The organism is Gilvimarinus xylanilyticus, from assembly GCF_024195295.1.
GTDB lineage: Bacteria > Pseudomonadota > Gammaproteobacteria > Pseudomonadales > Cellvibrionaceae > Gilvimarinus > Gilvimarinus xylanilyticus.
Genome location: NZ_JAMFTH010000002.1, coordinates 221,804 through 245,400 on the forward strand (window position 1 = coordinate 221,804; position 23,597 = coordinate 245,400).

Annotated in this window: 19 protein-coding genes; 7 read left to right on the plus strand and 12 right to left on the minus strand. The window is 55.7% G+C overall.

Translation table 11 applies throughout. The features are described 5' to 3' along the window. Positions 1–35 precede the first annotated feature (35 nt). From M6D89_RS09930 to M6D89_RS09940, 3 genes are all read left to right on the plus strand, one after another. Entirely contained in the window at positions 36–1,394 is a 1,359-nt protein-coding gene (locus tag M6D89_RS09930) for a S41 family peptidase (protein WP_253967910.1), read from the plus strand. Beyond that, entirely contained in the window at positions 1,366–2,268 is a 903-nt protein-coding gene (locus M6D89_RS09935; protein WP_253967911.1) for a divergent polysaccharide deacetylase family protein, read from the plus strand. Before M6D89_RS09930 ends, M6D89_RS09935 begins: the two co-directional genes overlap by 29 nt. A 75-nt stretch (positions 2,269–2,343) precedes the next feature. Beyond that, positions 2,344–2,565 (plus strand): DUF6316 family protein, encoded by a 222-nt coding sequence (locus M6D89_RS09940; protein WP_253967912.1) that lies wholly within the window; start codon positions 2,344–2,346, stop codon positions 2,563–2,565. A 208-nt stretch (positions 2,566–2,773) separates the two neighbouring features. Here the strand turns inward: M6D89_RS09940 and M6D89_RS09945 are convergent, their stop codons facing one another. After that, on the minus strand, positions 2,774–3,712 hold the full coding sequence (locus tag M6D89_RS09945) for an alpha/beta hydrolase (protein WP_253967913.1): 939 nt from the start codon (positions 3,710–3,712) through the stop codon (positions 2,774–2,776). A gap of 100 nt (positions 3,713–3,812) precedes the next feature. On the opposite strand from M6D89_RS09945, the gene M6D89_RS09950 reads away from it, so the two are divergent. Then, positions 3,813–4,430, plus strand: a complete 618-nt coding sequence (locus M6D89_RS09950; protein WP_253967914.1) for a CPBP family intramembrane glutamic endopeptidase — start codon at positions 3,813–3,815, stop codon at positions 4,428–4,430. After that, positions 4,411–4,653 (plus strand): DUF5062 family protein, encoded by a 243-nt coding sequence (locus tag M6D89_RS09955; protein WP_253967915.1) that lies wholly within the window; start codon positions 4,411–4,413, stop codon positions 4,651–4,653. Before M6D89_RS09950 ends, M6D89_RS09955 begins: the two co-directional genes overlap by 20 nt. 19 nt (positions 4,654–4,672) lie before the next feature. Here M6D89_RS09955 and M6D89_RS09960 read toward each other — a convergent pair whose 3' ends face one another. The 7 genes from M6D89_RS09960 to M6D89_RS09990 form a co-directional block, all read right to left on the minus strand. Beyond that, the gene (locus M6D89_RS09960) at positions 4,673–5,017 is read right to left on the minus strand and encodes a cupin domain-containing protein (protein ID WP_253967916.1); all 345 of its coding nucleotides are present in this window, start codon (positions 5,015–5,017) and stop codon (positions 4,673–4,675) included. 30 nt (positions 5,018–5,047) lie between these two features. Continuing rightward, positions 5,048–6,277, minus strand: coding sequence for a heme biosynthesis HemY N-terminal domain-containing protein (locus M6D89_RS09965; RefSeq protein ID WP_253967917.1), 1,230 nt, complete (start codon positions 6,275–6,277; stop codon positions 5,048–5,050). After that, positions 6,274–7,464, minus strand: a complete 1,191-nt coding sequence (locus tag M6D89_RS09970; RefSeq protein WP_253967918.1) for a uroporphyrinogen-III C-methyltransferase — start codon at positions 7,462–7,464, stop codon at positions 6,274–6,276. The genes M6D89_RS09965 and M6D89_RS09970 overlap by 4 nt, the downstream gene beginning before the upstream one ends. 113 nt (positions 7,465–7,577) lie before the next feature. Beyond that, positions 7,578–8,366 carry a uroporphyrinogen-III synthase gene (locus M6D89_RS09975; protein WP_253967919.1) on the minus strand — a complete coding sequence of 263 codons (789 nt, stop codon included), beginning with the start codon at positions 8,364–8,366 and terminating at the stop codon, positions 7,578–7,580. Further along, a complete protein-coding gene (hemC, locus tag M6D89_RS09980; RefSeq protein ID WP_253967920.1) occupies positions 8,363–9,310 on the minus strand; it encodes a hydroxymethylbilane synthase in 948 nt (315 codons plus the stop codon). Before hemC ends, M6D89_RS09975 begins: the two co-directional genes overlap by 4 nt. A gap of 52 nt (positions 9,311–9,362) precedes the next feature. Continuing rightward, a complete protein-coding gene (locus tag M6D89_RS09985; RefSeq protein ID WP_272496038.1) occupies positions 9,363–10,085 on the minus strand; it encodes a LytR/AlgR family response regulator transcription factor in 723 nt (240 codons plus the stop codon). 21 nt (positions 10,086–10,106) lie between these two features. Beyond that, the gene (locus tag M6D89_RS09990) at positions 10,107–11,174 is read right to left on the minus strand and encodes a sensor histidine kinase (RefSeq protein ID WP_253967921.1); all 1,068 of its coding nucleotides are present in this window, start codon (positions 11,172–11,174) and stop codon (positions 10,107–10,109) included. A 112-nt stretch (positions 11,175–11,286) separates the two neighbouring features. Between M6D89_RS09990 and argH the strand changes: the two genes are divergently transcribed. Beyond that, on the plus strand, positions 11,287–12,678 hold the full coding sequence (argH, locus tag M6D89_RS09995; protein ID WP_253967922.1) for an argininosuccinate lyase: 1,392 nt from the start codon (positions 11,287–11,289) through the stop codon (positions 12,676–12,678). A gap of 148 nt (positions 12,679–12,826) precedes the next feature. Further along, positions 12,827–15,328, plus strand: a complete 2,502-nt coding sequence (locus tag M6D89_RS10000) for a response regulator (protein WP_253967923.1) — start codon at positions 12,827–12,829, stop codon at positions 15,326–15,328. Positions 15,329–15,365: 37 nt separating this feature from the next. Here the strand turns inward: M6D89_RS10000 and M6D89_RS10005 are convergent, their stop codons facing one another. The 4 genes from M6D89_RS10005 to M6D89_RS10020 all read right to left on the minus strand — a co-directional run bounded on the left by M6D89_RS10005 (position 15,366) and on the right by M6D89_RS10020 (position 23,451). Next, positions 15,366–16,883: a tryptophan halogenase family protein gene (locus M6D89_RS10005; RefSeq protein WP_253967924.1), complete on the minus strand. Its 1,518-nt coding sequence runs from the start codon at positions 16,881–16,883 to the stop codon at positions 15,366–15,368. Continuing rightward, positions 16,873–18,354, minus strand: coding sequence for a tryptophan 7-halogenase (locus M6D89_RS10010; RefSeq protein WP_253967925.1), 1,482 nt, complete (start codon positions 18,352–18,354; stop codon positions 16,873–16,875). The genes M6D89_RS10005 and M6D89_RS10010 overlap by 11 nt, the downstream gene beginning before the upstream one ends. Further along, entirely contained in the window at positions 18,344–19,879 is a 1,536-nt protein-coding gene (locus tag M6D89_RS10015) for a tryptophan halogenase family protein (RefSeq protein WP_253967926.1), read from the minus strand. The genes M6D89_RS10010 and M6D89_RS10015 overlap by 11 nt, the downstream gene beginning before the upstream one ends. Positions 19,880–20,016: 137 nt before the next feature. Continuing rightward, positions 20,017–23,451, minus strand: a complete 3,435-nt coding sequence (locus tag M6D89_RS10020; protein ID WP_253967927.1) for a TonB-dependent receptor — start codon at positions 23,449–23,451, stop codon at positions 20,017–20,019. Positions 23,452–23,597: the final 146 nt, after the last annotated feature.

Sequence of the window (23,597 nt, forward strand, 5' to 3'; positions counted from 1 at the left end):
GCGCCCACTCAGAGCGCGCTTTTTAGGAGACATGAATGCGTTTTGCCGGAATTTTGCTCACCCTAGCGGCGCTATTGGGCGCCCCCTGGTCACTGGCACAGCCAGCGGCCAGCGATTCGGCCGATGTAGAAGCCAGCGGCCAGCAAGCGCTCTTGCCATTAGAAGATTTGCGCACCTTTACCCGCGTCTACGACCATATTCGCTCCAGCTATGTGGAAGAGCTGAGCGACTCCGAGTTACTGGAATACGCCATCAAGGGCATGATGGCCGAGCTGGACCCGCATTCAGCCTACCTGGATGCCGACTCGTTTGAAGACCTTCAAGTCAACACCTCGGGCGAATTTGGCGGCCTGGGGATCGAAGTAGGCATGGAGAATGGCTTTGTTAAAGTTATCTCACCGATTGATGACACCCCCGCCCAGCAGGCCGGGGTAGAGGCGGGCGATTTGATTATCCGCCTGGGCGATCAGCCGGTAAAAGGCATGTCGCTGAACGAGGCGGTGGCAATTATGCGCGGTCCCAAAGGCAGCGACCTAACGGTCACCATCGTCCGCGATGGTATCGACCAACCCTTTGACATCACCATTACCCGCGACATTATTAAAGTGCGCAGCGTGCGCACTAAAATGCTGGATGACAACTATCTGTATCTGCGCATCGCCACCTTCCAGGTTAGTACCGGCAAAGATGTACAGGAAAAGCTTGCCAAAACCCTCGCCGACTACCCCGGCATTGAGGGGGTTATTTTGGACTTGCGCAACAACCCGGGCGGCGTTTTGCAGGCCTCGGTGGATGTGGCCGATGCCTTTTTGGACGGCGGCTTAGTGGTGTATACCGAGGGCCGCCTGGAAAGCAGCTACAGCCGCTACAACGCCAACCCGGGCGATACCCTTGACGGCTTACCCGTCGTGGTGTTGATTAATGACGGCTCGGCCTCGGCCTCGGAGATTGTCGCCGGCGCTTTGCAAGATCATCACCGCGCGGTCATTTTGGGCACCCGCAGCTTTGGTAAAGGCTCGGTACAAACCGTGGTGCCCATTACCGAAAGCCGCGCTATCAAACTGACCACAGCGCGCTATTACACCCCCGGCGGCCGCTCGATACAGGCCCAGGGGATTGAGCCAGACGTTATCGTTGAGCGCGCCAAGGTCACCGCGGTTAAACCGCGTTTGCGTACCACCGAAGCCGATTTAGCGGGCCACTTAAACAACGGCAACGGCGAAGACGAGGTGGGCAGCAAAGCGCGCGAGCGAGAAACCAGCAGCAGCTCGTCGCTACTGAGCAATGACAACCAACTGCATGAAGCGCTCAACCTTTTGAAAGGCTTGAATATTTTCCGCCAGCAACCCACGGCAACGGACGGCAATGATACGGCTCGCGTCGGCGCCCCTTAAGGCACTGTATATCGCGCTGGCGCTGCTACTGTTAAGCCCGCTGAGCGCGTGGGCCGGGCAGCTGGCCATTATCATTGATGATATCGGCTACAACCTAAAAGCCGGGCAGCGCACTATTGCCCTGCCCGGCGCCTATACCTTGGCCCTGCTACCGGCCACCCCTCACAGCCGGACGCTCGCCGAACTGGCCCACCAAAACGGTAAAGAACTGATGCTCCACGCCCCCATGGCCAATATGGGCGGCCTGGCATTGGGGCCCGGCGGCTTAACCCGCGAACAGACGCGCGCCGAGTTTACAGCGCGCCTGCGACACAGCTTGGACAGCCTGCCCCATATTCAGGGAGTGAATAACCACATGGGCAGCGCCCTTACGCCCCTGGCCACCCCCATGGGCTGGGTGATGGATGAAATTGGCAAGCGCGCGCTCTACTTTGTCGACAGCCGCACCACCGCCGCCAGCCGGGGGTATGAAGTGGCCCGGGCCTATGGCCTCAAAGCGGCGGAACGGGACGTATTTTTGGACCACAGCCGCGAGAGCGACGACATCACCGCGCAGTTAAAACACGCTATCGACATCGCGCAAAAACGGGGCCAGGCTATTGCCATCGGCCACCCCTACCCGGAAACCTTAGCGGCACTGGAGGCGGCCCAACCGTTACTTAAGGCCAGCGGAGTAAGGTTAGTGCCCGCCTCTGCACTGGCACAAAAACCCGCCCCCGGTAACGGCCACTGCCCGATTCCACCGCCATTGCTGCGCCCCGTAATACTCGCCCACAGCCCCGTGCCCCCAAAAGCTGTCTGGTGGCAAGATATCAACACAGGTTATGAACAACGCGAACCCCTAGAGAAACATAATATAAACAAACGCGGTTGATGCGCGTATACTCGTAAGAGAGTAAGCATTGCGCGCAACGGCGCTGACCGACGCAACGACAGTAAAGGTGAAACTATGGCTGATCACAGAGAGGGTGAACAGGGCTCCATTCCCGAGCGCAGCGGACGCTTTTTGGAAAAATCCGGCTACTGGTACTATCAAACCCGCGAGGGTGTCGACATAGGCCCCTTCGATACCCGTCACGATGCGGAAATCGGCGTGGGCGAATTTATCGACTTTATCTGCGCCTCGGCCCCCGAAGCGGCCAAAATTATCGAGCGCTACCGCGCCGCGTAAAACCTATTAACTTGACAATTAAGATGCTCGTCCTGAGCATCTTAATTGTCGCCCTGTAAAATCTGCGGAATTTGCGAAATCCCTTAATTTTTCAGGGCTCGCGCTCGCCTTCGGCGACGTCGGCGCATCCTGCGCCGCCCCCGCTGCTTTGCGACTTATCCTGTACGCACTTTACCCTGCGTAACAGCAAAGCCAGATCAGACTTCTCTTAATATAGGTCTTCGGACTTCATCCATTGCAGCATGGTGGCAAACCAATCCACTGGGTTGCGCATGCCAAACCCGTGTCCACCCTGGGGCAATATCAGCATACCGGCGGGCACATCCTGCGCGTGCAAGGCTTGGTAGTAGCGCAGCGAGTTTTCCACCCGCACCGCGCCGTCATCACCCGCGTGCACTAAAAAGGCCGGCGGGGTTTGCGTGGTTACTTGCTGTTCGTTGGAAAAGTACTGCCACCATTCTGACGGCTCCCCCACCCCCAACAAGTTGGTACGCGAGCCCTGGTGGGCAATATCTGAATCGACATTAATCACCGGGTAAATCAACACCTGAAAATCCGGGCGCACCTGTTCGGGGCTCAAGCGCTCAAGTACCGGATCGGCAAAGTGCACCGCCGCAGACGAGGCCAGATGCCCACCTGCGGAAAATCCCATAATCCCTATTCGATCAGACTTAAGGCGCCACTGATCAGCCTTGGCCCGGACCATCGCAATTGCCTGCTGCACATCCTGCAGAGGGCCAAACTTTTTATCTGCCATGGTTTTATCCAAAGGATCGCGGTACTTGAGTACAAACGCGGCCACACCCTCTGACTGCAAGCGCTCGGCAACCTGGTAGCCCTCTTTTACGATGGACACGCCCTGGTAACCGCCGCCGGGGCAAATAATTACCGCGCTGCCAGTGGCGATATCCGGCTCGGGCAAGTAGGCGGTTAAAGTCGGGTAGGTAACCTTCTGCAAAAACGTATCGGGATGATCCGGGTCACGGGCATGCTCTAAATCATCGCTCTTGAGTGCGCCGGGTATGGCGCCGGCGTAAATATCCATGGTCAGCGGCTCTTGAGATAGCGTCAGAGGCGAGAATGATAGCAGCGTTAAAAGCGCCGCCCATACAACACTCAGCCGCGAAGGTTTTATTGTTGGGTACATAGTCCATTTCCTATACATGAGTTCGCACAATACCTATAGTAACCAGCTAATTATCATCAGCCTACTACCTATCATGCGTTGTAAAAAATTCTTTCTGTTTATGAGCTTCGAGCTCGGCCTGGGCTTGCTGGGACTGGCGGGCCTGATGTGGGCTGGCATCCAAATTTTGCCTCTGTCGCCCGACTGGGTGAACAGTGCCCTTGGGGGAACCAGCGCCGCGGCTGCCACTTACCTGACTTGGCTGGTGGTAATGCGCATCTTTCCCACACTGCAGCGCGAACTTTTACCCAGTTTAGAGCAGTTTCGCGCGCTCTTTGCCCGCAGCAAGCTGTGGCAGATCAGCTTGATAAGCGCCGCAGCGGGCGTGGGAGAAGAGCTGCTGTTTCGGGGTTTTATACAAAGTTTTGCCAGCCAGCATTGGGGCACGGGCTACGCGATCGCAATTGCCTCGCTCATTTTCGCCGCCGGTCACGCCCTCTCGCTCACCTATTTTATGATCACGCTGGTGATGGGGCTGGCATTCGGCTGGGTCTATGCGCAAAACGGTGATCTATTGCTGCTAATGGTTTGGCACGGCGTTTATGACTTTATTGCCATTACCGTTATTTTGCACCGCCCCCGGTGGTTATTGGCGGGCTACCTTTGGCAGGGGCCATCGGAACCTGCTATAAAAACTGATACTGACCCGCGAGGTACGAATGAAAAAACTCGACAATGAAAAAGAGTTATTTAAAAAGGCTTTAACCGTAGGCGGTCACTACGCTGAAAAGCGCGGTGCCGCACAATTTGAAGCCAGTGATTCGGCCGCAGAGCGCGCGCTTTACATTTACCGCTTGCTCGCCCATGACAAATTGATTCAACCCTTGCCCGAAGATCAAGTGTCGCAAAAAGCTATTCAACACAAGTTGGCGCTGTGGGCCTCACGCCTGCCGCAGGACTAAAAGGCTGCGTCAATAGCCGTTAAGCGTCCGCTCGAGGCGGGAAAAATACCGCCAGCCAGACGCTGTGTTCATCGGGTAAGGTGCCCTCGACCCGGTGGCGGGTAGCCGCCGGAATAAACACATAGTCGCCGGGCGCCAAGGCCTGCTCGGCGCCCGAGTCCCAGCGCAGTACCGCGCCGCCACTGAGCAAAATCACCCACTCGTGCTCGTCTTGCTCATACCAAAAATCCGGCTCGCTGGCGTGGCCGTGAGAAACAATACGCTCAATCCTGACCCCGTCGCCCTCTAGTAGCGGCTGAATGAGTTCACGGGACAACTCATCGGGAATATCCGCCAGCAAATTGCCTACCGTCAGCTCACTCACTTCGACACCTGACTCATTTCGACACCTGACTCACTTCGACACCATGGGAACAGGCTTGTGCGCCAAGCTCATCAGCGCTTCGCGGTACAGTGTTGCGCTCTGATCAGCCTCGCCCAGGTGCTCCAGCAGCAGGCCCAACTCTAGATACACTTCGGCGTTCGGTTGCATATCCAGAGACTGACGAAAATAATCTCGCGCCTTACCCCAGAGCTCGTTGCGCGTGCAAATGCGGCCCAGGGCCGCCATTAACACCGCATCGGCATCGTGCTGTTTAAGCCAGCTGTTGGCCACTTTTAGCTGGGCTTTGCTATCGTCGGCGTTCGTGCGTCCGTATAACTCGACCCACTCGCTGCGCCAGTCTTTTTGCAACGCTTTGGCCAGCAAAGGCTCGGCCTGCGCGTCAAAACCCAGGCGAATATTAGCCGCCGCAAACCCCGCCATAAAGCTGGGCTCTTTTTGCAGCCCGCTGGGTATCCGGGCCCAGATTTCATCCAACCCCTGTTTGCACAGCACCTTGTCGCCGTCTTTCTTGTAACGCTTTTCCAATAGCTGGATCTGTCTCAAATAGACCTCGGCCTCCAGCCGGTTAAGGGCATCGCGACTGCGCACCTTGCCCTGGCGCAGGCTCGGCAAGAGAGCCTCCAGCGCCTCCATGTCGTCCAGCTCCCAATAGACGTGGGCCAACAAATCAAGCACCACCGGATGCTCAGGCGCGAGGCGCTTTATACGCTTGAGCGTCGCCAGACACTGCTCGTAACGCTGACTACCCAACTGCATACGGGCCTGGGTCAGGGCCACCGCCAGTTCGCTGCTGTCGCGGCATTTTTCCGCTTTGTGCAGCATATCCAAGGCGCCAGAGAAATCTTTTAGCTCGTAGGAGCAACGTGCGGCGGCAAGATAATTCACCAGCGGATTCGCCGATTTATCGGCACTTTTTACCAGCTGCTTGCGCGCCACCAGCCAGTTGCCCTCGATAAAGCTGACCAGCGCTGCCATGGTGCGATTTTGCGCCCGGACAGAGTATCGCTGACGGCCACGACTGAGAAACGCCGACACCTTGCGACTGGTGTGAGCCAGCCGCCAGAGCAGGTAAAACACGCCCAGCACCACCAGAGCCAGGGCCAGAGCGGTCCACAAACTCATCTCCACCGTGGTCGCGCCATAGGCCAGCAGTACATAGCCGCTGTCGTGACGCATCAGCTGGAACAGCAGCGCCCCCAGCAGCATAAAAACGATCAGCAAAATCAGGCGTTTTTTCATCGCGTCTCTCCCGCTGACACCTTATGCAGCCTCTCGATATAAGTCTCAAGCTGTTGCTGCGCCTCACTGATATCGGGCAAATCCACGCTGACCGGCTCCTGGCGAAGGCGCTCCAGCTCCTGCAGCAACACCTGAGTTTGGCCGTTGTGAGTAAAGTAGCTGGCCAACCAGGCATGGGCCTGATTGAGCGACTGAATATAAATTTCCCCCTCTTCACGCATGAGGGCGACCTGCGCCTGTTCGAGCATCAGCTGTAGATTCTGACGTAAAAACCAGGTTTGCTCGGGGGTCAGCAAAGGCTGCACTTGCTCGCCGTGGCGGTTTACCCGCACCAGCGAGCCCAGTGTATGCAGGGCGCGTGTAACGCTCTGCTGGAGGCGCTGCCAGACACTGCCTTCAACAGCGACATCGGCCACTTGCAACTCGGGCGCCTTCTCGCGCTGGTAGGACTCCAGCACCGCCAACTCCGAGACCTGATCAATCAGCGCTTGAATTTGCAGGTATAAGCCTTCGCGATCCACTGGCTCGACCGTTTTTAACGCCATGATTTCGCCACTTAAGCTTTCGCGCACAGCAAACAGCTTGGGGTCACTCTGGTTTTTTAAAATAGCATCCGCCGCCTGGGCGAGCGCCAAGGCTTCGGAACTGTTGTGCTCTACCAATAAGCGCTGATTGGCCAACCGCAATAAAAAAGCCGCCTCGGCCAGCTTCCAGTCGTCCCGCGAGGTATCGGTGAGGGCGTCCAGACGCGCTTCGGCCGAGCTGACATCCTGTGCCAGGGCGCGAATTTGCCGGGTCAGCTGATCGTCATTATCCAGACTTTGCAGCGCGTCATCGAGACGGGCATTTTCGGCCTTTAATTGCGCGATTTGCCGCTCCAAAGGCCCGGCGTCAAACTCGGGGGCTGCGGCAACTTGGGACGTGGGTTCGCGCTGCTCCATCCCCTGAAGCTGCTGCCAAACTTGCCAGCCACCCCAGCCACCGGCACCCGCCAGAAGCAAAATAAGCAACAGGCAAAACATCGCGAGGCCCCGGCCGCCCGAGGCTTTGCTGGGCTTGGACCTGACTGCGGTTGCGGCATCCGACTCTTTCGCGCTGCCATTGTCCGGAGACTCACTGGGCGCACTTAAGGCCTGTTGTTTATCCGATTCGGGCTGCGAGGTCGCATCCTTAGGGGTATCTGACATAGTTTTACTCTCCTGAAAAAGATGCCTGGCACGACACCTCAAACATCGTGACTTACCGTTCGCGGGTGTAAGCCATCGCCTTTGTTTATCGTCAACAGCGACGCAAATCGCGTTTAATCCAGAGTCCCGGCATAGGCTTGTATTTGCTCCAGCATGGCGTCACTTCCGGCGTTGCGCGCCACCCACAGACGTGCCAGTCCGGCCTCGCGGGCCAGCTGGGCCACTCTGTCACCTGGCACTAAAAACGTCCGCTCGCGCAACAGCGACTGGGTTTCAGTGCGGCGCGCCAAGTCCAACAGGTTCGTCAGGCTTTCGCCGCTGTGCACGGTAATTAAATCGGTGCTCTGACCGGCCTCAAGCCACTGTTTTACACGGGGCGCGCTTTGTGCGGGTAGAACCCTGCGGTAGAGCTCGCAGTGCTCGACCCGGGCGCCGCGCTCGGTTAGGGTCCGGGTCATCAACTCGCGGCCACCCTGACCGCGAAATATCACAATTTTTTCGCCACTGACATTGCCCAGGGCACGACTGGCCAGCAAGTGCTCACTGTTCATGGCGCTGCGCTCGTCGCCCAGTGCCGCAACCGGCAAATCTAGCGGATCCAGCGCATCGGCGGTTGCCCGCCCCACCGCCAGGCATTGGAGGCCGATAGGCCACTGGGGCCAATAGTCTTCCAGCCATTGTGCGGCATAGTGTACGGCATTGCGACTGACGAAAATCGCCTTTTGGTACTCATCAAGGTTCATCACCACCGACTTAATACGCTGCTCACTGTCAAAGTCGTCCAGTGCCTCCAAGGCCATAACGGGTATGGCCTGGGCATCATAGCCCTGACGTTGCAACCAGCTTTGCCACTCATCCGCCAACGGCTGAGGACGGGTCACCAGTATTCGCGCAGCGGTCATTGCAGCTCGCGCCCGTAAACCTCGGCGAGAATTTTATCGGCACCGGCGGCGAGCAGGCGCTCTGCCATTGCCACCCCCATGGCTTCGGCACTCTCTAACGGACCGCGATCTTCTTCGCTGAGCATGGTTTTACCATCGACCGAGCCCACCAGACCGCGCAGCCACAGCCCGCCAGCCTGTTCGATGGCGTAGCAGGCGATGGGCACCTGACAGCCGCCTTCCAGGCGCCGGTTCATGGCGCGCTCGGCTTCGACGCACACGGCGGTAGGGGCGTGGTGCAAAGGCGCTAACAGCTCGCGCAGCTGGGTATCATCGGTGCGGCATTCAATACCCACGGCACCCTGACCGCCCGCCGGCAGACTGACCTCGGGGGCCATGTAATCGGCGATGCGCGCTTGCAGTTCCAGCCGGATCAGCCCCGCACTGGCGAGAATAATGGCATCGAACTCACCGTCGTCCAGTTTGCGCAGGCGGGTCTGGACATTGCCGCGCAAGAACTTGACCTCTAGGTCGGGGCGGGCCGACAACACCTGGCACTGACGACGCAAGCTTGAGGTGCCTACCACACTGCCGGCGGGCAACTCGTCCAGATTGTGAAAGCGGTTGCTGACAAAGGCGTCGCGAGGATCTTCGCGCTCGCAGATAACCGCCAGCCCCAAGCCTTCGGGAAACTCCATGGGCACATCTTTCATTGAGTGCACGGCGATGTCCGCCTCATCCGCCAGCATGGCCTGCTCCAACTCTTTGACGAACAGGCCCTTACCGCCCACCTTTGCCAGGGGTACATCCAGAATTTTATCGCCGCGACTGGTCAACGGTACCAGCTCGACCGCCAGGCCCGGGTGATGCTTTTCCAACTCACTTTTAACGTATTCGGCCTGCCACAGGGCCAGCAAGCTTTTGCGGGTGGCGATGCGGATGGTGCGCGAGGGAATTGAGTTCATGGTACTCCTGTCGAGGCTATAAATAGGCCATGATAGCAAAGCTTGGGGGTGACTACAGACTTTGCAGCAGCGCTTTAACCGCACTGGCATGACGGCGGCTGACCGCGGGCTTGTGCTCGCTGTCGCGCAGGCAAATACAGTAGCCACCATCGGCGCAGCGCTCGAGCGCCTGAATATGCTCGACCATCACCAAAGCGTTGCGGTGCACCCGCACCACGGCACTACCCAACGTTTGCTCCAGCTCCTTGAGCGTGTTATCCAGCAGATGCTGCCCACCGGTGTGGTAGACGGTCACATATTTTTGGTCAGCGTGAAAATAGCGCACATTGCGAAGAGGAATGCGCTCTAAACCCTTATGGGTTTTGGCGGTAATACTGCCGGGCAAGCCGCCCGCAGGCGCCGAACGCTGAACTTTATTGGGCTTACCGGCTTTATCCAGGGCCTTTTGCAAGTCGTCACGACGCACCGGCTTTAGCAAATAGCCCACGGCCGTAGTGGAAAAGGCCTCTAACGCATGTTGATCATAGGCGGTACAAAAGATGACGGCCGGGGGATCATCCAGCTCGCCAATTTGTTGCGCCGCCTCCAGGCCATTGCCACCGGGCATTTGAATATCCAAAAGGACAATGTCCGGATCATCCCGCTCGATAGCCTCCAACGCCTTGGCGGCCGTGCCCGCCTGAGAGCTCACTTGATAGCCCTCCAGATCCTGAATCATTCGCTCCAATCTGGCGCGCGCCAGAGGCTCATCGTCGACCAGCAAAACATTCAGCATTTTATTATCACCTTGCTCTGGTTATGGGGTCCGTTGGCGACAGGCTTTTAGTGATACCTTCAGAGTCACAGTGTAGCGCGTGTCACCGGGCTCTACCGCAAGCTCCGCCGCCTCGCCAAAATGCGCAGCCAAACGATGGCGAATATTATCCAGCGCCATACGATTACCCGCCTCGCGCGCAGCGGTTTGCGCATCGGGCAGACTATTGCTAATGCGGATAACGAGCTGATCGCCCTCCTGGCGCGCCTGGATGCTTACCTCACCGCCTTCAGGTGCCGGGTCCACTCCGTAGCGGATGGCGTTTTCCACTAGAGGCTGCAGCGCCAGATTGGGCAGTGACGCCTCGCCAGGCAAGGGCCCAACGGACCAGTTTAGGCGCAAGCGCTCGCCCAAGCGCGCCTGTTCGATATGCACGTAGCACAGGCACAGAGCCAACTCTCGCTCGGCACTTATCAACGCGGGCTCAGCCAGGCTGGCCCGCAGCAAATCGCTTAGATCCTCTACCTGGCGCTCGGCTAAGGGGGCATCCACCGCAATCAAACTGGCAATACTGTTCAAACTGTTAAACAAAAAGTGAGGCTCGATGCGCGCCTGCAACGCCTGAATGCGCGAGCGCAATTCCGCTTGCTTTTGTAAATACAACTGCTGTTGCAAATAGAGGTAGCGCAGCACCACCGCTCCCAGCACCGCGGCAATCAAAACGTGGGTAAACACTTCCTCCCAATCGATAAAGCCGCGCCCTAACCCTTTGAGCAACCACTGCCCCAAAGCGGTAAATACAAAGGTGCACAGCAATATCAGCAAATACCCGCAAAGCCCGGCCCACAGCGGGCTCAGCCGCCGCAGCAAAGGTTGCAAGCGGCATAAAATAACGGCACTGGTCAGTACTATCCACTGCAGCAGAAATGACACCAGGCCCAAATGAGCCCAGCTCAAATCCCCTACCCCGCGCTCGGCCAGAGCCAATAGCAGGGCCAGCAATTCGCCTACAATCACCAGCAGCAAGAGCGCACTGGCGCTGCATAAATGCGGCAGCGCACCCGGTGATTGATCCTCTGTGTTGAGTTTACGCGTTTGCAATTGGCTCATCGTGGCCCCTTTAGCGCCTTTAATTGGCTATAATGCCGCCGTTTAATTGTATCGGCCCGCGCGTTGACAGCAAGCGACGCCTGCGCCATTCACTATAGCCGCGAGAGATACTATGAGCGAACAAGATCAGACCGCCAAACCCTGGGGAGGCCGTTTCTCCGAAGCGACCGACGCTTTTGTGGAACGCTTCACCGCCTCGATTGGATTCGACTGGCGACTGTATCATCACGATATCAACGGTTCTATCGCCCACGCCACAATGCTGGAATCGGTGGGCGTGTTAAGCGCCGAGGAAAAAGCGCAGATCATTACCGGCTTAGAAGAGATTCGCGCCGATATTGAAGCGGGCAATTTCCAGTGGTCGGTAAGCTTAGAAGATGTACACATGAACATCGAAGCGGCGCTAACCGAAAAAATCGGTATTACCGGCAAAAAACTGCACACCGGCCGCTCGCGTAACGATCAGGTGGCCACCGACATTCGCCTGTACCTGCGCGACGAAATCGACACCATTGCCAGCGAACTGAAACGCTTGCAAAGTGGCATTTTGGATATCGCCGAGCGCGAAGCCGACACTATTATGCCCGGCTTCACCCACCTGCAAACCGCGCAGCCGGTTACGTTTGGTCACCACTTGCTAGCCTGGTTCGAGATGTTGACCCGCGATGCCGGGCGCCTGGCCGACTGCCGCGCGCGCCTCAACCAATCGCCCCTGGGCGCGGCCGCTCTGGCGGGCACCACCTACCCGATAAACCGCGCCTTGAGTGCCGAGCTGCTGGGTTTCGACAAACCCACCAACAACAGCCTGGATTCGGTATCGGACCGCGACTTTGCCATCGAATTCTGCGCATTTGCCAGCATTTTGCTCACGCACCTTTCCCGCGCCAGCGAAGAGTTGGTGCTGTGGACCAGCGCCCAGTTCGACTTTATCGACCTGCCCGACCGTTTCTGTACCGGCTCGTCAATTATGCCGCAAAAGAAAAACCCCGATGTGCCCGAACTGGTGCGCGGTAAAACGGGTCGGGTAAACGGCCACCTGATCAGCCTGCTGACGCTGATGAAATCCCAGCCGCTGGCCTACAACAAGGACAACCAGGAAGACAAAGAGCCGCTGTTCGACGCCGTGGATACCGTAAAAGACTGTTTGCGCGCGTTTGCCGATATGATCCCGGCGCTTACCGCCCGCAAAGACAACATGTACGAGGCGGCGCGGCGCGGCTTCTCGACCGCCACGGATCTGGCCGACTACTTGGTGCGCAAGGGGATGCCCTTCCGCGACGCCCACGAAGTAGTGGGTAAATCGGTCGCCTATGGTATTGAAACAGGCAAGGATCTGTCGGAAATGAGCCTGGAAGAGCTGCAGCAATTCTCCGACACCATCGCCGCCGATGTATTTGAGGTACTGACCCTGGAGGGCTCAGTCGCCGCGCGCAACCACACCGGCGGCACAGCCCCCAAGCAGGTTAAGGCGGCGGTGAGTGCAGCGAGAAAGCAACTGAACTGACACTCGCCACCTGTCCGGTGCCACCCAACTGGGGTGGCACCCAAATTTTCTTTTATTTACCCGTTTTGCGCCCTCTTTTCACTGCATTCCCCCGCAAAGTCGACTATGATCAAATATTAATCCGCGTCGCAATTGGCAAGGGGCAAGCATGGCCAAGGATCCTAATAATAAGGATTTAAACACACTCGAAGCACGCAATGCCGATCTTGAGCAGGCACTGGCTGAAAGATCCGATGAGCCAGCCTATGGTGAGCTCCAGCCCCACCTGGAGTTACTCCAGGGCGATCTTAAACCCGCAAACCTGACTCTCAGCCTGGAGCTTTTAAGCGCTCAGCTGCAGCTATCCGGCTTAACGCTGTGGCGGCTTAGCTCGCGCGACCAATGGCACGTGTTAGCCAGCCAGTCGGAACACCTGCAGCCCCCCGCTAAAAACCAATTACTGCCGCCGGCGGGAGAAACCCTCGATGCATCCTCAGGCTCAGGCCAATTGCTTGCTCTTTACCAAGATCAACGCCCGATTGCCGTCTGGCAACTACCCGAGACGCCGCTTTTACCGCGTGCCCGCAAATTACTGGAAGCTGTGGGGCGAACCATGCACGATGCAGCGGCAAGAATGCTCGCAAACCAAAGGCTGGCGGAAAACGAGGAGCGCTACCAACATATAATCGCCGCAGCACAGCCCAACCTGTGGGAATGGAACACGCAAACCGACCAGGTGCATTTTAACCAACACTATCTCGCGCTCCTCGGTTACGAAAGCCGCGAGCGCGCGGGCAACTTACAAACCCTGGCCCAGTATTTTCTACACCCGGAAGATGCGCGCAATGTTCTCGATCAGCTGCGCCAGGGTCTCCGTCAGCAATGCCGGGAATTAAACCTTGAGCATCGATTGCAGCATCGCGACGGCCGTGTCCTCTGGGCCCGCTGTCACTGCCTTTTTACAGGTTTCGACGAGTCGGGTAGGGCGACCCACTGCTACGCGTACAGCACCGATATAACCGAACACATCGAAGACAAGCACCAAGTGCTGGAAACTCACGCCCGGGCCGAAGCAGCCAGCAATGCCAAAGCCAAGTTTATGGCCAGTATGAGTCACGAAATACGCACCCCCATGAACGCCATTATTGGGCTCAGCCACTTGCTGCAGGATACCCAATTATCCACCCTGCAAGAGAGCTACCTCAACAGTATTCACAGCGCCGCCGACTCACTGCTGCAAACCGTCAACCAAGTGTTTGACTACGCCAAACTAGAAAGCCACAAAGTGTTGCTGGAACACAGTCATTTCGATTTAGAGCAAGTGTTAGAACGTGTGGCGCGTTTGTTTGAGGACAGCTCGCTTCACAATCACGCCCGCATCACCTTTGACATTGCCGATGATGTGCCCCGGTTTATGCGCGGCGACGCCACGCGCTTAAGCCATATTATTAGTCAGCTGATGAGGCTCGCGCTGCAACACCCGGACAGCGACCGGCTGACGTTTCTGGCACATTTAGTGGACGCTCAAAATGATAGTCTGTGTCTGCGTTTTAGTGTCATCGATTACACCACAGGACTCAGCAAGAGTGACTTAACAGCGTTAAAAGCCGAACTTAAACAGCCCCAACTAATCGATCCCCACAATGATATCGCCTTTGGCTTGCATATCTGCAACCGTCTGGTTCAGCTGATGCACGGCGAACTAAACGTAGCAAGCTCGGTTGACGAAGGAACCATTTTCTCTTTCACCGCCAACCTGGAAAAAAGTCATATTGGCGCGCAACGGATTCAGCAAAACGCCGATGCCTGCAAAGCGTTAAAGCTGCTGGTGGTAGACGACAACCAATTGGCCCTGGATATTCTGACCAAATCAGCCAACAAACTGATCGACCACGTGGATGCCGCCCTGGATGCACACTCGGCGCTGGGTAAGATTGAGCGCGCCGAGAAAGATAAAAAACCCTATGATTTGGTTCTTATCGATTACAAAATGCCCCTAAAAAATGGCCTGGAAACCGCCCGCGAGATTAAATGCTCGACCCAGCTTCACCAAAAGCCCAAAATATTTTTAGTATCGTCTTTTCAACGCGACGAAATTTTCACCCAATACAGTGATACCGAGTATGTGGATGATTTTCTCAACAAGCCCGTCAGCGACTCGCGTCTGCTGGACGCCATTTTCCGCGCCCTGCCCCAACACGCACAAAGCTCGGACAATGCCAATAGGCTAAACGAGTTTCCCGCTTTAAACGGCCGTCAGATGCTCTTGGTTGAAGATAATATGGTTAATCAACAGGTCGCGCGCGGACTCTTGCGCAAGGCGGGCATAGTGGTGACCAGCGCGGACAACGGCCAACAGGCACTGGATATTCTCGCCGAGCGCGAACAACCCTTTGACGCCATCTTAATGGATATTGAGATGCCGGTATTGGACGGCATTAGCGCCACCCAAAAAATTCGCCGCATGCCCACCTTTGCCGCGACCCCAATTATCGCGGTCACAGCCCAGGCGATGAGCGGCGACCGGCAAAGCTGTCTGAACGCGGGCATGAACGAATACTTGAGCAAGCCCCTTAAACCCCAGGAGCTTTACCAAACCCTCAACGATCTGCTCTCATCAACTCAAGCCCCTGCAACAGCACTTAGCCTTCCGCCCCAATCGCGCGATTAACCTGGCAATCATAATTGCCAGGTTTATAGTTCGTACCCTAAGTTCCCGATGATTGGGCAGCACACTGTTGGGCGATAAAATCGCGATGCAAAGGCATATACTCGACCGAGCGATGAATCACCTCGCGAATACTCGCTAGCCGCTTCTCGATTTCCTGGGCCGATAAAGTATCCACAATCGGATGATAGGCTCGCGGCCGCAACCCCTGACCGTGCATTACCTCAAGCCAGCTCAAATCGTTAAACAACTCTTCATTGGTGCGAAAAATTCGGCCGTTTTTCTGATACTGATCGATCTTTTGTTGCAGAGTGTCGGGGATGGACATAGTGCGGCAATAATTCCAGAATTCGGAATCATCCCGGCGGGTAATACAATAATGGGCAATCAAGAAGTCGCGAATTCGCTCGTACTCAAAATCCACTTGGCGGTTGTACTCGTCGATGTCTTCTTGATCGAAGTAGCGATTGGGGAACAGGCTCATCAATTTGGCAATGCCCGACTGTACCAAGTGAATACTGGTGGATTCCAAAGGCTCCATAAAGCCACTGGCCAACCCCAGAGCGACACAGTTCTTATTCCAAAAGCGTTTGCGCTTACCCGTGGTAAAACGCAATAACTTGGGATCTGCCAACGGCTCACCGTCAAGGCTATCTAGCAGTATTTGCGTCGCTTCGTCATCGCTCATAAATTGACTGCAATACACATGGCCGTTACCGGTGCGGTGTTGCAGCGGAATACGCCATTGCCAGCCGGCGCTCTGCGCAGTTGAGCGAGTGTAAGGAATGGGATCAGCCACCTTAGCGCAGGGCACGGCCACGGCGCGGTCGCAGGGCAGCCACTGACTCCAGTCCTCGTAGCCGGTATGCAAGGCCTGTTCAATCAGCAATCCCTTAAAGCCGGAGCAATCAATAAAGAAATCGGCCTCTAGCGTATCCCCATCATCCAGAGTGACCGACTGAATAAAACCGTCATCGGGGCGCAGGGTGACATCGGTAATTTTCCCTTCGCGCCGAGTTACGCCTCTGTCCATGGCAAAATCGCGCAAGTACATGGCGTAGAGGGCGGCATCAAAATGGAAGGCGTAGGCAATATCCGACAAAGGTGAATTGCCCGCGTCTACCGGACGCATAAAACGCCCCTGCTTGGCGGCAAGGCAGTTAAGGGTATACTGATCAATATCGGGCGCTTTGCCTGCCTGAAACATTTTTAGCCAGTAGTGATAAAACTGCACGCCCTCCATATCTTTACCCACGCCACCAAACGCGTGTAGATATTTCTCGCCAATATGGCCCCAGTTAACAAACTGAATACCCAATTTAAAAGTGCCCTGGGTTTTGCGCACGAATTCATTTTCATCCAATCCCAGCATTTGGTTAAACAGCTGGATCTGCGGAATCGTCGCCTCACCCACGCCTACGGTGCCAATGGCATCGGATTCAATCAGCTGAATGTCGCAATACTGATTTTTTAGCACTTTTGCCAGCGCCGCAGCCGCCATCCAGCCGGCCGTGCCGCCACCGACAATCAATACTTTTCGAATACGGTTATCCGTCATTATTTTGCTTAAACCTCGTTGTGGTGGGGTCTTTAAGTACAGCCTCTAAAAAGGGCATAGTATCGGCTTCGCGCTCCAGAGTCTGGTAGATAGCTCGATGCTTTTGCGCCAATTGTTTAGGATCGATGTTGGCTAAAGTCAGATCGTAAGCTCCCGCATGCCAACCCAGCCCCAGCGCCAGTGAGAGCCAAGCCTCGTCAGCCAGCACCTCCTCATCCCGGCGCCAAAGGCGGCCCAGGCGAGTAAAAACATCCAAGCGCCACTTTAAATCCGCAGGAAGATCGGCATGAGCACATTCGACTCCCGCGGCGTGCATCCAGTGTACTTCGTTAAGTCTTTGATACAACAAACTGCGGCGGCGGTTATATTCTGCTCGCAGGTGCGTCTGATCACCCCCACTGGGCAATAACTCAAGCCACAGCAAAAGACAGCGACAAGCCCAATACCACTGCGATAACACCAGCTCGCCCGGTTGAGCATCGGCGCCCCCCAAAGCCAAGCAGTTGTAAACCCAGCCTTGTGCGCGTGCGCCCTCGGTTTGCTGCCAGCTAGCGAACTCGCAACCTTGTTCGCGCAGTGAGGCTTCAAGGCGATCCAGCGCCGCCTGATCACAGAGCCAGGCATCCACTATGGTTTTATCCCGCAACCCCGCCCGTCGTCGCCAGCCGCCCGCTATTCTCGCAAACTCAGAGCGTGGCTTGAGTGGAGATTCTGCCGGCTCGGAAAAGGTAATCCGGTAGGGCCACAATGATCGACTCTGCGCTTGGAATTCAACGCCCAAAGCTTGCCCTAGAAGGCGCGAGGACTCGCCAGTGGCGTCAATAAAAAAGTCGGCCTCCAGTCGTATACCGCCATCCAATGACAACGCCTGGATACCGCGCTGAGGATCACCGTGCACTTGCAGCGAATCAGTGCTCTGGCATACCACTCCCAGATTTTGCGCATGAGCCGTAATAGCCTCAACGAGCGCAGCGCGCTCTAAATGCAAACCGTATTTAAGTGTGGAGCGAGCCGACCGCGGGTCCTTTGCGGGAAAGGCAAAGCGTGCCTTAGCCGCCGCACGAGTCGCCAAAAAGTGTTCGCTAAAGGCGAGCTGCTCCGGCCCCGAAAAGCGTTTAAAGAACTCCTGTTCGAAAGGCGCCGGAGAGGGCTGAATACCGTGACTTGCGTGAGGTACAAAAAATTGCTTTGACTCTAACCGATATTCGGCACCTAAGCTATAAAGGCCCTGACACTGATGCAGCAGCTTGGCTTCCGGCAATCCGATCATTTCGAGCCAGCGACCCAATGCGGGATCGGCCACTTCCGCCCCAGCGATACCAGCTTTATTCGTCTCAGTACTCACCTGAACCCAGCTAATACGAGTCGCAAAAGGCCGCAACATTTTCGCTAAGGTTACCGCCGCACCCGCGGCTACCAATCCCTGCCCCACGACAACAATATGCTGTAAGGGCTCAGGTTTATGATTCACGGCCGCCTCCGTAAAGATTCATGGCGGCAGGCGGCTCGCGCTTAAGACCGCCGCGCGCGAGTACTTCGGCATGCGCGGGCGCCCGCTCAGCCATTGTTTGCAGCTGAGAGGCTAAACCGTGCAAGGTGCGCGCGACTTTGTCGGCGGACACGGACGCCGCACGGGAATCCCAACCTAAGGGCACCAAGCCCTGACCGAAATACACAGCGAGCCAACTGGGCTGGGCAAATAAACCCTGATCATAGTGCTGAACCACAGCTGATTCACGAAACAATTCAATTTTTTCCTGCAAACTTGCGGGTATATTCATATCGGCACAGTAGCGCCAGAAGTCCGAATCTTGCCGACGGTTAAGATGATAGTGCAAAACTAAAAAATCCCGCACCCGGCGATATTCCATGCCCATCCAGCGGTTAAACGCCTCGCGACTTATGTGCTCGTCGGCGTCGGGAAAGAATTCTACCAACTTAACAATTGCCATTTGAATGAGATAAATACTGGTCGATTCCAAGGGCTCCAGGAAACCACTTGACAAGCCAATCGCGACGCAGTTTTTCTCCCAGCTGTGAGTACGATACCCGGCCTCAAACTGAATGAAATTGGGGTCGGACAAAGGCGCACTGTTAAGCGCTCTTTGCAGCTGGGCGCAAGCTTCATCGTCGCTAATACACTCGCTGGAATAAACCTGGCCGTTACCCGTGCGATGCTGCAAAGGTATACGCCACTGCCAACCACTGGCAGTGGCGCGAGAGCGGGTATAAGACGGCAGCGGCGTTAAAGGCTCGGACGCCTGAGCGACCGCACGGTCGCATGGCAGCCATTGGCGCCAGCTTTCAAAGGAAACACCCAAAGTTTTACCCAATAACAGTGAGCGAAAGCCCGAGCAATCGATAAATAAATCGCCCTCAATCACCTCTCCCGATTCCAACACTAACGCCGCTATGCGTCCATCATTCGGAGCGGTTGTAACCCGTTCTACTTTTCCTTCGCGTCGCACTACCCGACGCGCCTCGGCATAGCGGCGCAGAAAAGACGCATAGGCGGTTGCATCCAGATGGTAGGCGTAGCCATAGCCCAAACCCGGTTCATCGGGTGGCGGAGCGAAGCGATTGCCACGGGCTAACTGCGCGGCTAAAGAAAAATCATCCAGCGCAGCGTTCGAACCGATTGCGCGAGCCGTTAGAAAATGGTGATGAAAATCCACGCCGCCTAAGTCCGCACCAAAGGCGCTAAAAGGATGCATATAACGGCTGCTAGCGTTACCCCAACCTGTAAACTCGATGGCCAGTTTATAGGTCGCCTGAGTCTCGCGCATAAAGTCACGCTCGGGAATTCCCAACAGCTGATTGAAGTAGCGTATGTGGGGAATGGTCGCCTCCCCAACGCCGACCGTGCCAATTTGCTGCGACTCTACTAAAGTCACCTTGCATTCGCTGGGCAGCAAGCGTGCGAAAGCCGCAGCGCTCATCCAACCTGCCGTACCTCCACCGACAATGACTATCTTTTTAGCGAGCGGGCTCGCCATAGAGTGTCTCCGATTTTTTACTCAGTTTAGGGCACCTTTATCCTATCACACCGGTGTTTCGGCTAACGCCTCAATTATTAGGCACAAAAAAAGGCGCAACCCGAAAGTTGCGCCTTTTTACTTTCACTCAATCAGGCTTAGTAAACAACCTTCAAGGTCAAAGCCAGACGGCGATCGTTGATAAACCATGAACGACCGGTCTCGCGACCATTTTCATCCAGAGTCATCAGCGTCTTGGTCTGAGTGTCGAGCAGGTTCGTGGCCTGCAGCCCCAAGGTGACATAGTCATTCACCGTATACTGAACCGAGCCATCCAAGAAGCCTGCGTCGTCATTCCAGATCGGCTGACCACTGATCACATCACGCGTGGTAACCAAGTACTTAGAACGCCAGTTATAAGCCAAACGCGCTGACCAATCGAACTTCTCGTACATTAACACCAAGTTGGCCGTGTGCTCTGACTGACCGCGCAGTGGCAAGCCTTCCAGCAAGCTTAAGTCAACGGTTTCCAAGCCCGGTTGTGGCGTATCTGGACCGCTATCATCCAGGTCGTCCTCGGTGGTGGCATCGGCGCTACTGGTAAAGTTAGGCACACCTTCTGAATCGATAAAGGTGTAGTTTGCCTGAATACCAAAGCCATCGAATGGCTCGGGCAGCATATCGTAAAACTGCTGATAGGCAATCTCGATACCCTGCATCTTACCTTCTTCACCGTTGCGGGTGGTGGTGAAGTCAACGGTTTGACTAACACCCGTGGTGGGGTTGGTAAAGGTTCTAGGCAACGCACCCTCAATAAAGAAGTTGCTCAAGTCTTTATAGAAGATACTGGTGGTCAGCGAGCCAACCGGCGCAAAGTACCATTCCAAAGAGGCATCGTACTGAATCGACTCCATGGGTTGCAGCGCGGGGTTACCACCACTACCAGTCCAAACTACGTCGTCTACCGACAGAATGTTTACGCCACCATCAACCGGACCCGGCTCGACAATCTCGCTGGTATCGGTTTCGCGATTTACCACGAGCTGACGCGCACCCAGTACCGCCTGATTACGAACTTCAGACATGTCGGGCATGGCGATAGCTTTAGCCACCGCAAAGCGACCAATCAAGTCGTCGGTAAGCTCCACTTTTAAGTTCAAGCTGGGCAACACTCCGTCCCAAGAGGTACTGCTTTCTTGGGTTTGATCCGCATCGTTACCAAAACCCTGCTCGGTTTCCGACAGCCAGTTGTTGGCATCGCGAGAGTATGCCATTAACTGGTTAACCTGGTCCAACCACTCTTGCTCGCTGGGGAACAGACCGGGATCAAACGGACCCACTTCCTCTTCGGCCCACTTGCGGATAGCACCGCTATCGGATAAATCGGTAGGTGCGCCTTCTGGGTAATCCTGGCCGATCATGTCTGGGTACTGAATAGAGCCCAGAGCGTCGCGTTCCAGTTCTACATAGCGCAGACCAATATTACCCGAGAAACGCAGAGCAAAATCGTCCGAGCCAAAGTCCAAGCGCACATAGGCGGCCTTGTTAGTTTCGGTGGTATCGTAAATTTCCGCATCGGAGAAGTAAGAGCCGTTTTGCGCCTCGGGGCGCAAGTTTGCGGGCTCCCAAATACCCTCGGCCCCTGGGTTAGCCTGAGGTACCGTGCGACCGTCAATGACTTCTTTCAGGAATTCTTCCTTGGGAAACAAGAAGCCATCACCCGGAATATTGGCAACACCACCGCGGTGGAAATCGGACCAGTCGATATACTCGTAAGCATCGCTCAACTCTTCGGTTTCGGACAACCAGAGAGCACCGTCACCCGCGTTGGGCGCCCATTCAGCACCGATACTACCCCAGTTGTAAGGCGTGGTACGCACAACCTGATTGCGGTCAGCAAAACGAACCCCCGCTTTTACAGAGCGCAGCAAGTGGGTGTCATCGAAGTAATGTGTCGCATCAAAGCGAACCGCTTTTGACTCACCTTCGGAACGCTCGTAGTGGTCCATCGCCGAACGCCACCAGTAACTGTCGGGGTCCTGGAAGTAGTTGGCATCGCCCTGCGGGTCATTGGAAAAACCTGGGAAAAGAGGCTGATCTTCTTCGCCCAGCTCAGGGTAATAATCAGCGTTAACCCGGTAATAATCAGGATTCGCGTCACGGCGACCATCCCATGGCTCGATTACATTTAGCCAAGGTTTGTCCCCATCGCCTTGTATGGCGAACTGCTGCAAGGCATAAAAACCATTAGCAATCTGCAAATCATCATCTTCAGTGGTGGCTTCCACTAACTGGAAATCACCCTCGAACTCCCACGAGTCGCTGGGCATCCACTTAATATTAAAGCTCAAATCATCAACAATGGTGTGAGTATCTTTAAAGCGTGTGTCTGCTTGATACTTTTGCCCGAAGTAGTCGTTTGAGGTGACGTAATCGTCTGGAACATCACCTTCGCCACTCCAGCCGCTAGGTACACGACCTTCACCACCGCGCCAGCCGCCGCCGTCGACAATATAACCCTCTTGGAAGATACCCATATCATCCCAGCCAAACTCGGTACCCGGGTATGGGCGAGCGCGGCGGGTTTCACTGACCGAACCATCGTCATTTTCGTCGCCGTAACCACCCTGGTACTTAATGGCATTTTCTTTCCAGCTCAAACGCGCATCGGAGCGAATAAATTCTGCGGTTGCTTCCCACTCATCATTAGGGCTGGCCCACTGAAAGGATGTGGCCAAACCTTTACGCACACGATCGTCTTCTTTGGTGAAGAAGTTGGAACCATTGGTCATCCATACCTGGTTATCTTCATCGGCAACGCTAGAAGGTGCGCCCAGAGTATCGGCATTGTATTTAACGAAAGCGTCACTCTGAATACCGTTAGATTCACCCAGAAGCTCAGAGTAAGAGGCGTTAATCAAAAAGCCAAACTCACCCAAATCCTCGGTGTCCCAGCGGTTGCTGTACAGACCCGAGAAGGTGGGCGAAGCCTCTTCGGCCATGTCGCCGTAGGAAACATCACCGGTAAAGGCGATCATTTGCCCATCTTGGTCAAATGGCTTACGAGTCTTAAGGCTGACCGTACCGCCAATACCACCTTCGATCATGTCAGCGGTCTGGTTTTTGTACAGATCCACACCCGACATTAGCTCGGGCGGAACATCCTGGAAATTAAGACCGCGACCGGAGTTCGCGGTGAAGGAGTCACGACCGTTAAACTCGCTTCGCGTGGCACTCATACCACGGATAACGGCGCCACTACCCTCAACCCCGAAGTGATCCGGGTCTTCCGGTGCCGCAAAGCGTTCAATCGAAACGCCTGGCATACGTTGCATTGCTTCCAGAACACTGCGATCCGGCAGCGAACCAATATCTTCTGCCGAAATAGCATCGACAAAAGTATCTGCATCCCGCTTAATGTCCTGGGCATTTTGCAAGTTCTGGCGAGTGCCACTAACGACAATCTCTTCCAGAAGCTCATCTTGTGCTGGCGCCTCTTGCGCCAGAGTGGGTGTTCCCATTGCCATGACACACATGGCAAGCATGGACTTTTTGAATGGGACAACTTTCTTGTTGTTGTCGCGATAAACCATAGCGCTTTACCCCGTTGTTATTATCTAACTTGTTGTTATGAAACCCTGGCACCAATATTTTGATCAGCAGTGTTTCATACGTGTATTTGTAAAATATGCCGGCCCGATTTGTTTAACTGACTGGCATCGACTCTCTTTTTATGCCG

Excerpts from the sequence above, each read along its gene's own strand:
- argH (WP_253967922.1), top strand. The coding sequence starts at position 11,287 with ATGAGCGAACAAGATCAGACCGCCAAACCCTGGGGAGGCCGTTTCTCC.
- M6D89_RS09990 (WP_253967921.1), bottom strand. The coding sequence starts at position 11,174 with ATGAGCCAATTGCAAACGCGTAAACTCAACACAGAGGATCAATCACCG.
- M6D89_RS09970 (WP_253967918.1), bottom strand. The coding sequence starts at position 7,464 with ATGTCAGATACCCCTAAGGATGCGACCTCGCAGCCCGAATCGGATAAA.
- M6D89_RS09950 (WP_253967914.1), top strand. The coding sequence starts at position 3,813 with ATGAGCTTCGAGCTCGGCCTGGGCTTGCTGGGACTGGCGGGCCTGATG.
- M6D89_RS10015 (WP_253967926.1), bottom strand. The coding sequence starts at position 19,879 with ATGGCGAGCCCGCTCGCTAAAAAGATAGTCATTGTCGGTGGAGGTACG.
- M6D89_RS09985 (WP_272496038.1), bottom strand. The coding sequence starts at position 10,085 with ATGCTGAATGTTTTGCTGGTCGACGATGAGCCTCTGGCGCGCGCCAGA.
- hemC (WP_253967920.1), bottom strand. The coding sequence starts at position 9,310 with ATGAACTCAATTCCCTCGCGCACCATCCGCATCGCCACCCGCAAAAGC.
- M6D89_RS10020 (WP_253967927.1), bottom strand. The coding sequence starts at position 23,451 with ATGGTTTATCGCGACAACAACAAGAAAGTTGTCCCATTCAAAAAGTCC.
- M6D89_RS09940 (WP_253967912.1), top strand. The coding sequence starts at position 2,344 with ATGGCTGATCACAGAGAGGGTGAACAGGGCTCCATTCCCGAGCGCAGC.
- M6D89_RS10005 (WP_253967924.1), bottom strand. The coding sequence starts at position 16,883 with ATGACGGATAACCGTATTCGAAAAGTATTGATTGTCGGTGGCGGCACG.
- M6D89_RS09945 (WP_253967913.1), bottom strand. The coding sequence starts at position 3,712 with ATGTACCCAACAATAAAACCTTCGCGGCTGAGTGTTGTATGGGCGGCG.
- M6D89_RS09930 (WP_253967910.1), top strand. The coding sequence starts at position 36 with ATGCGTTTTGCCGGAATTTTGCTCACCCTAGCGGCGCTATTGGGCGCC.
- M6D89_RS09935 (WP_253967911.1), top strand. The coding sequence starts at position 1,366 with ATGATACGGCTCGCGTCGGCGCCCCTTAAGGCACTGTATATCGCGCTG.
- M6D89_RS09955 (WP_253967915.1), top strand. The coding sequence starts at position 4,411 with ATGAAAAAACTCGACAATGAAAAAGAGTTATTTAAAAAGGCTTTAACC.
- M6D89_RS09975 (WP_253967919.1), bottom strand. The coding sequence starts at position 8,366 with ATGACCGCTGCGCGAATACTGGTGACCCGTCCTCAGCCGTTGGCGGAT.
- M6D89_RS10000 (WP_253967923.1), top strand. The coding sequence starts at position 12,827 with ATGGCCAAGGATCCTAATAATAAGGATTTAAACACACTCGAAGCACGC.
- M6D89_RS09965 (WP_253967917.1), bottom strand. The coding sequence starts at position 6,277 with ATGAAAAAACGCCTGATTTTGCTGATCGTTTTTATGCTGCTGGGGGCG.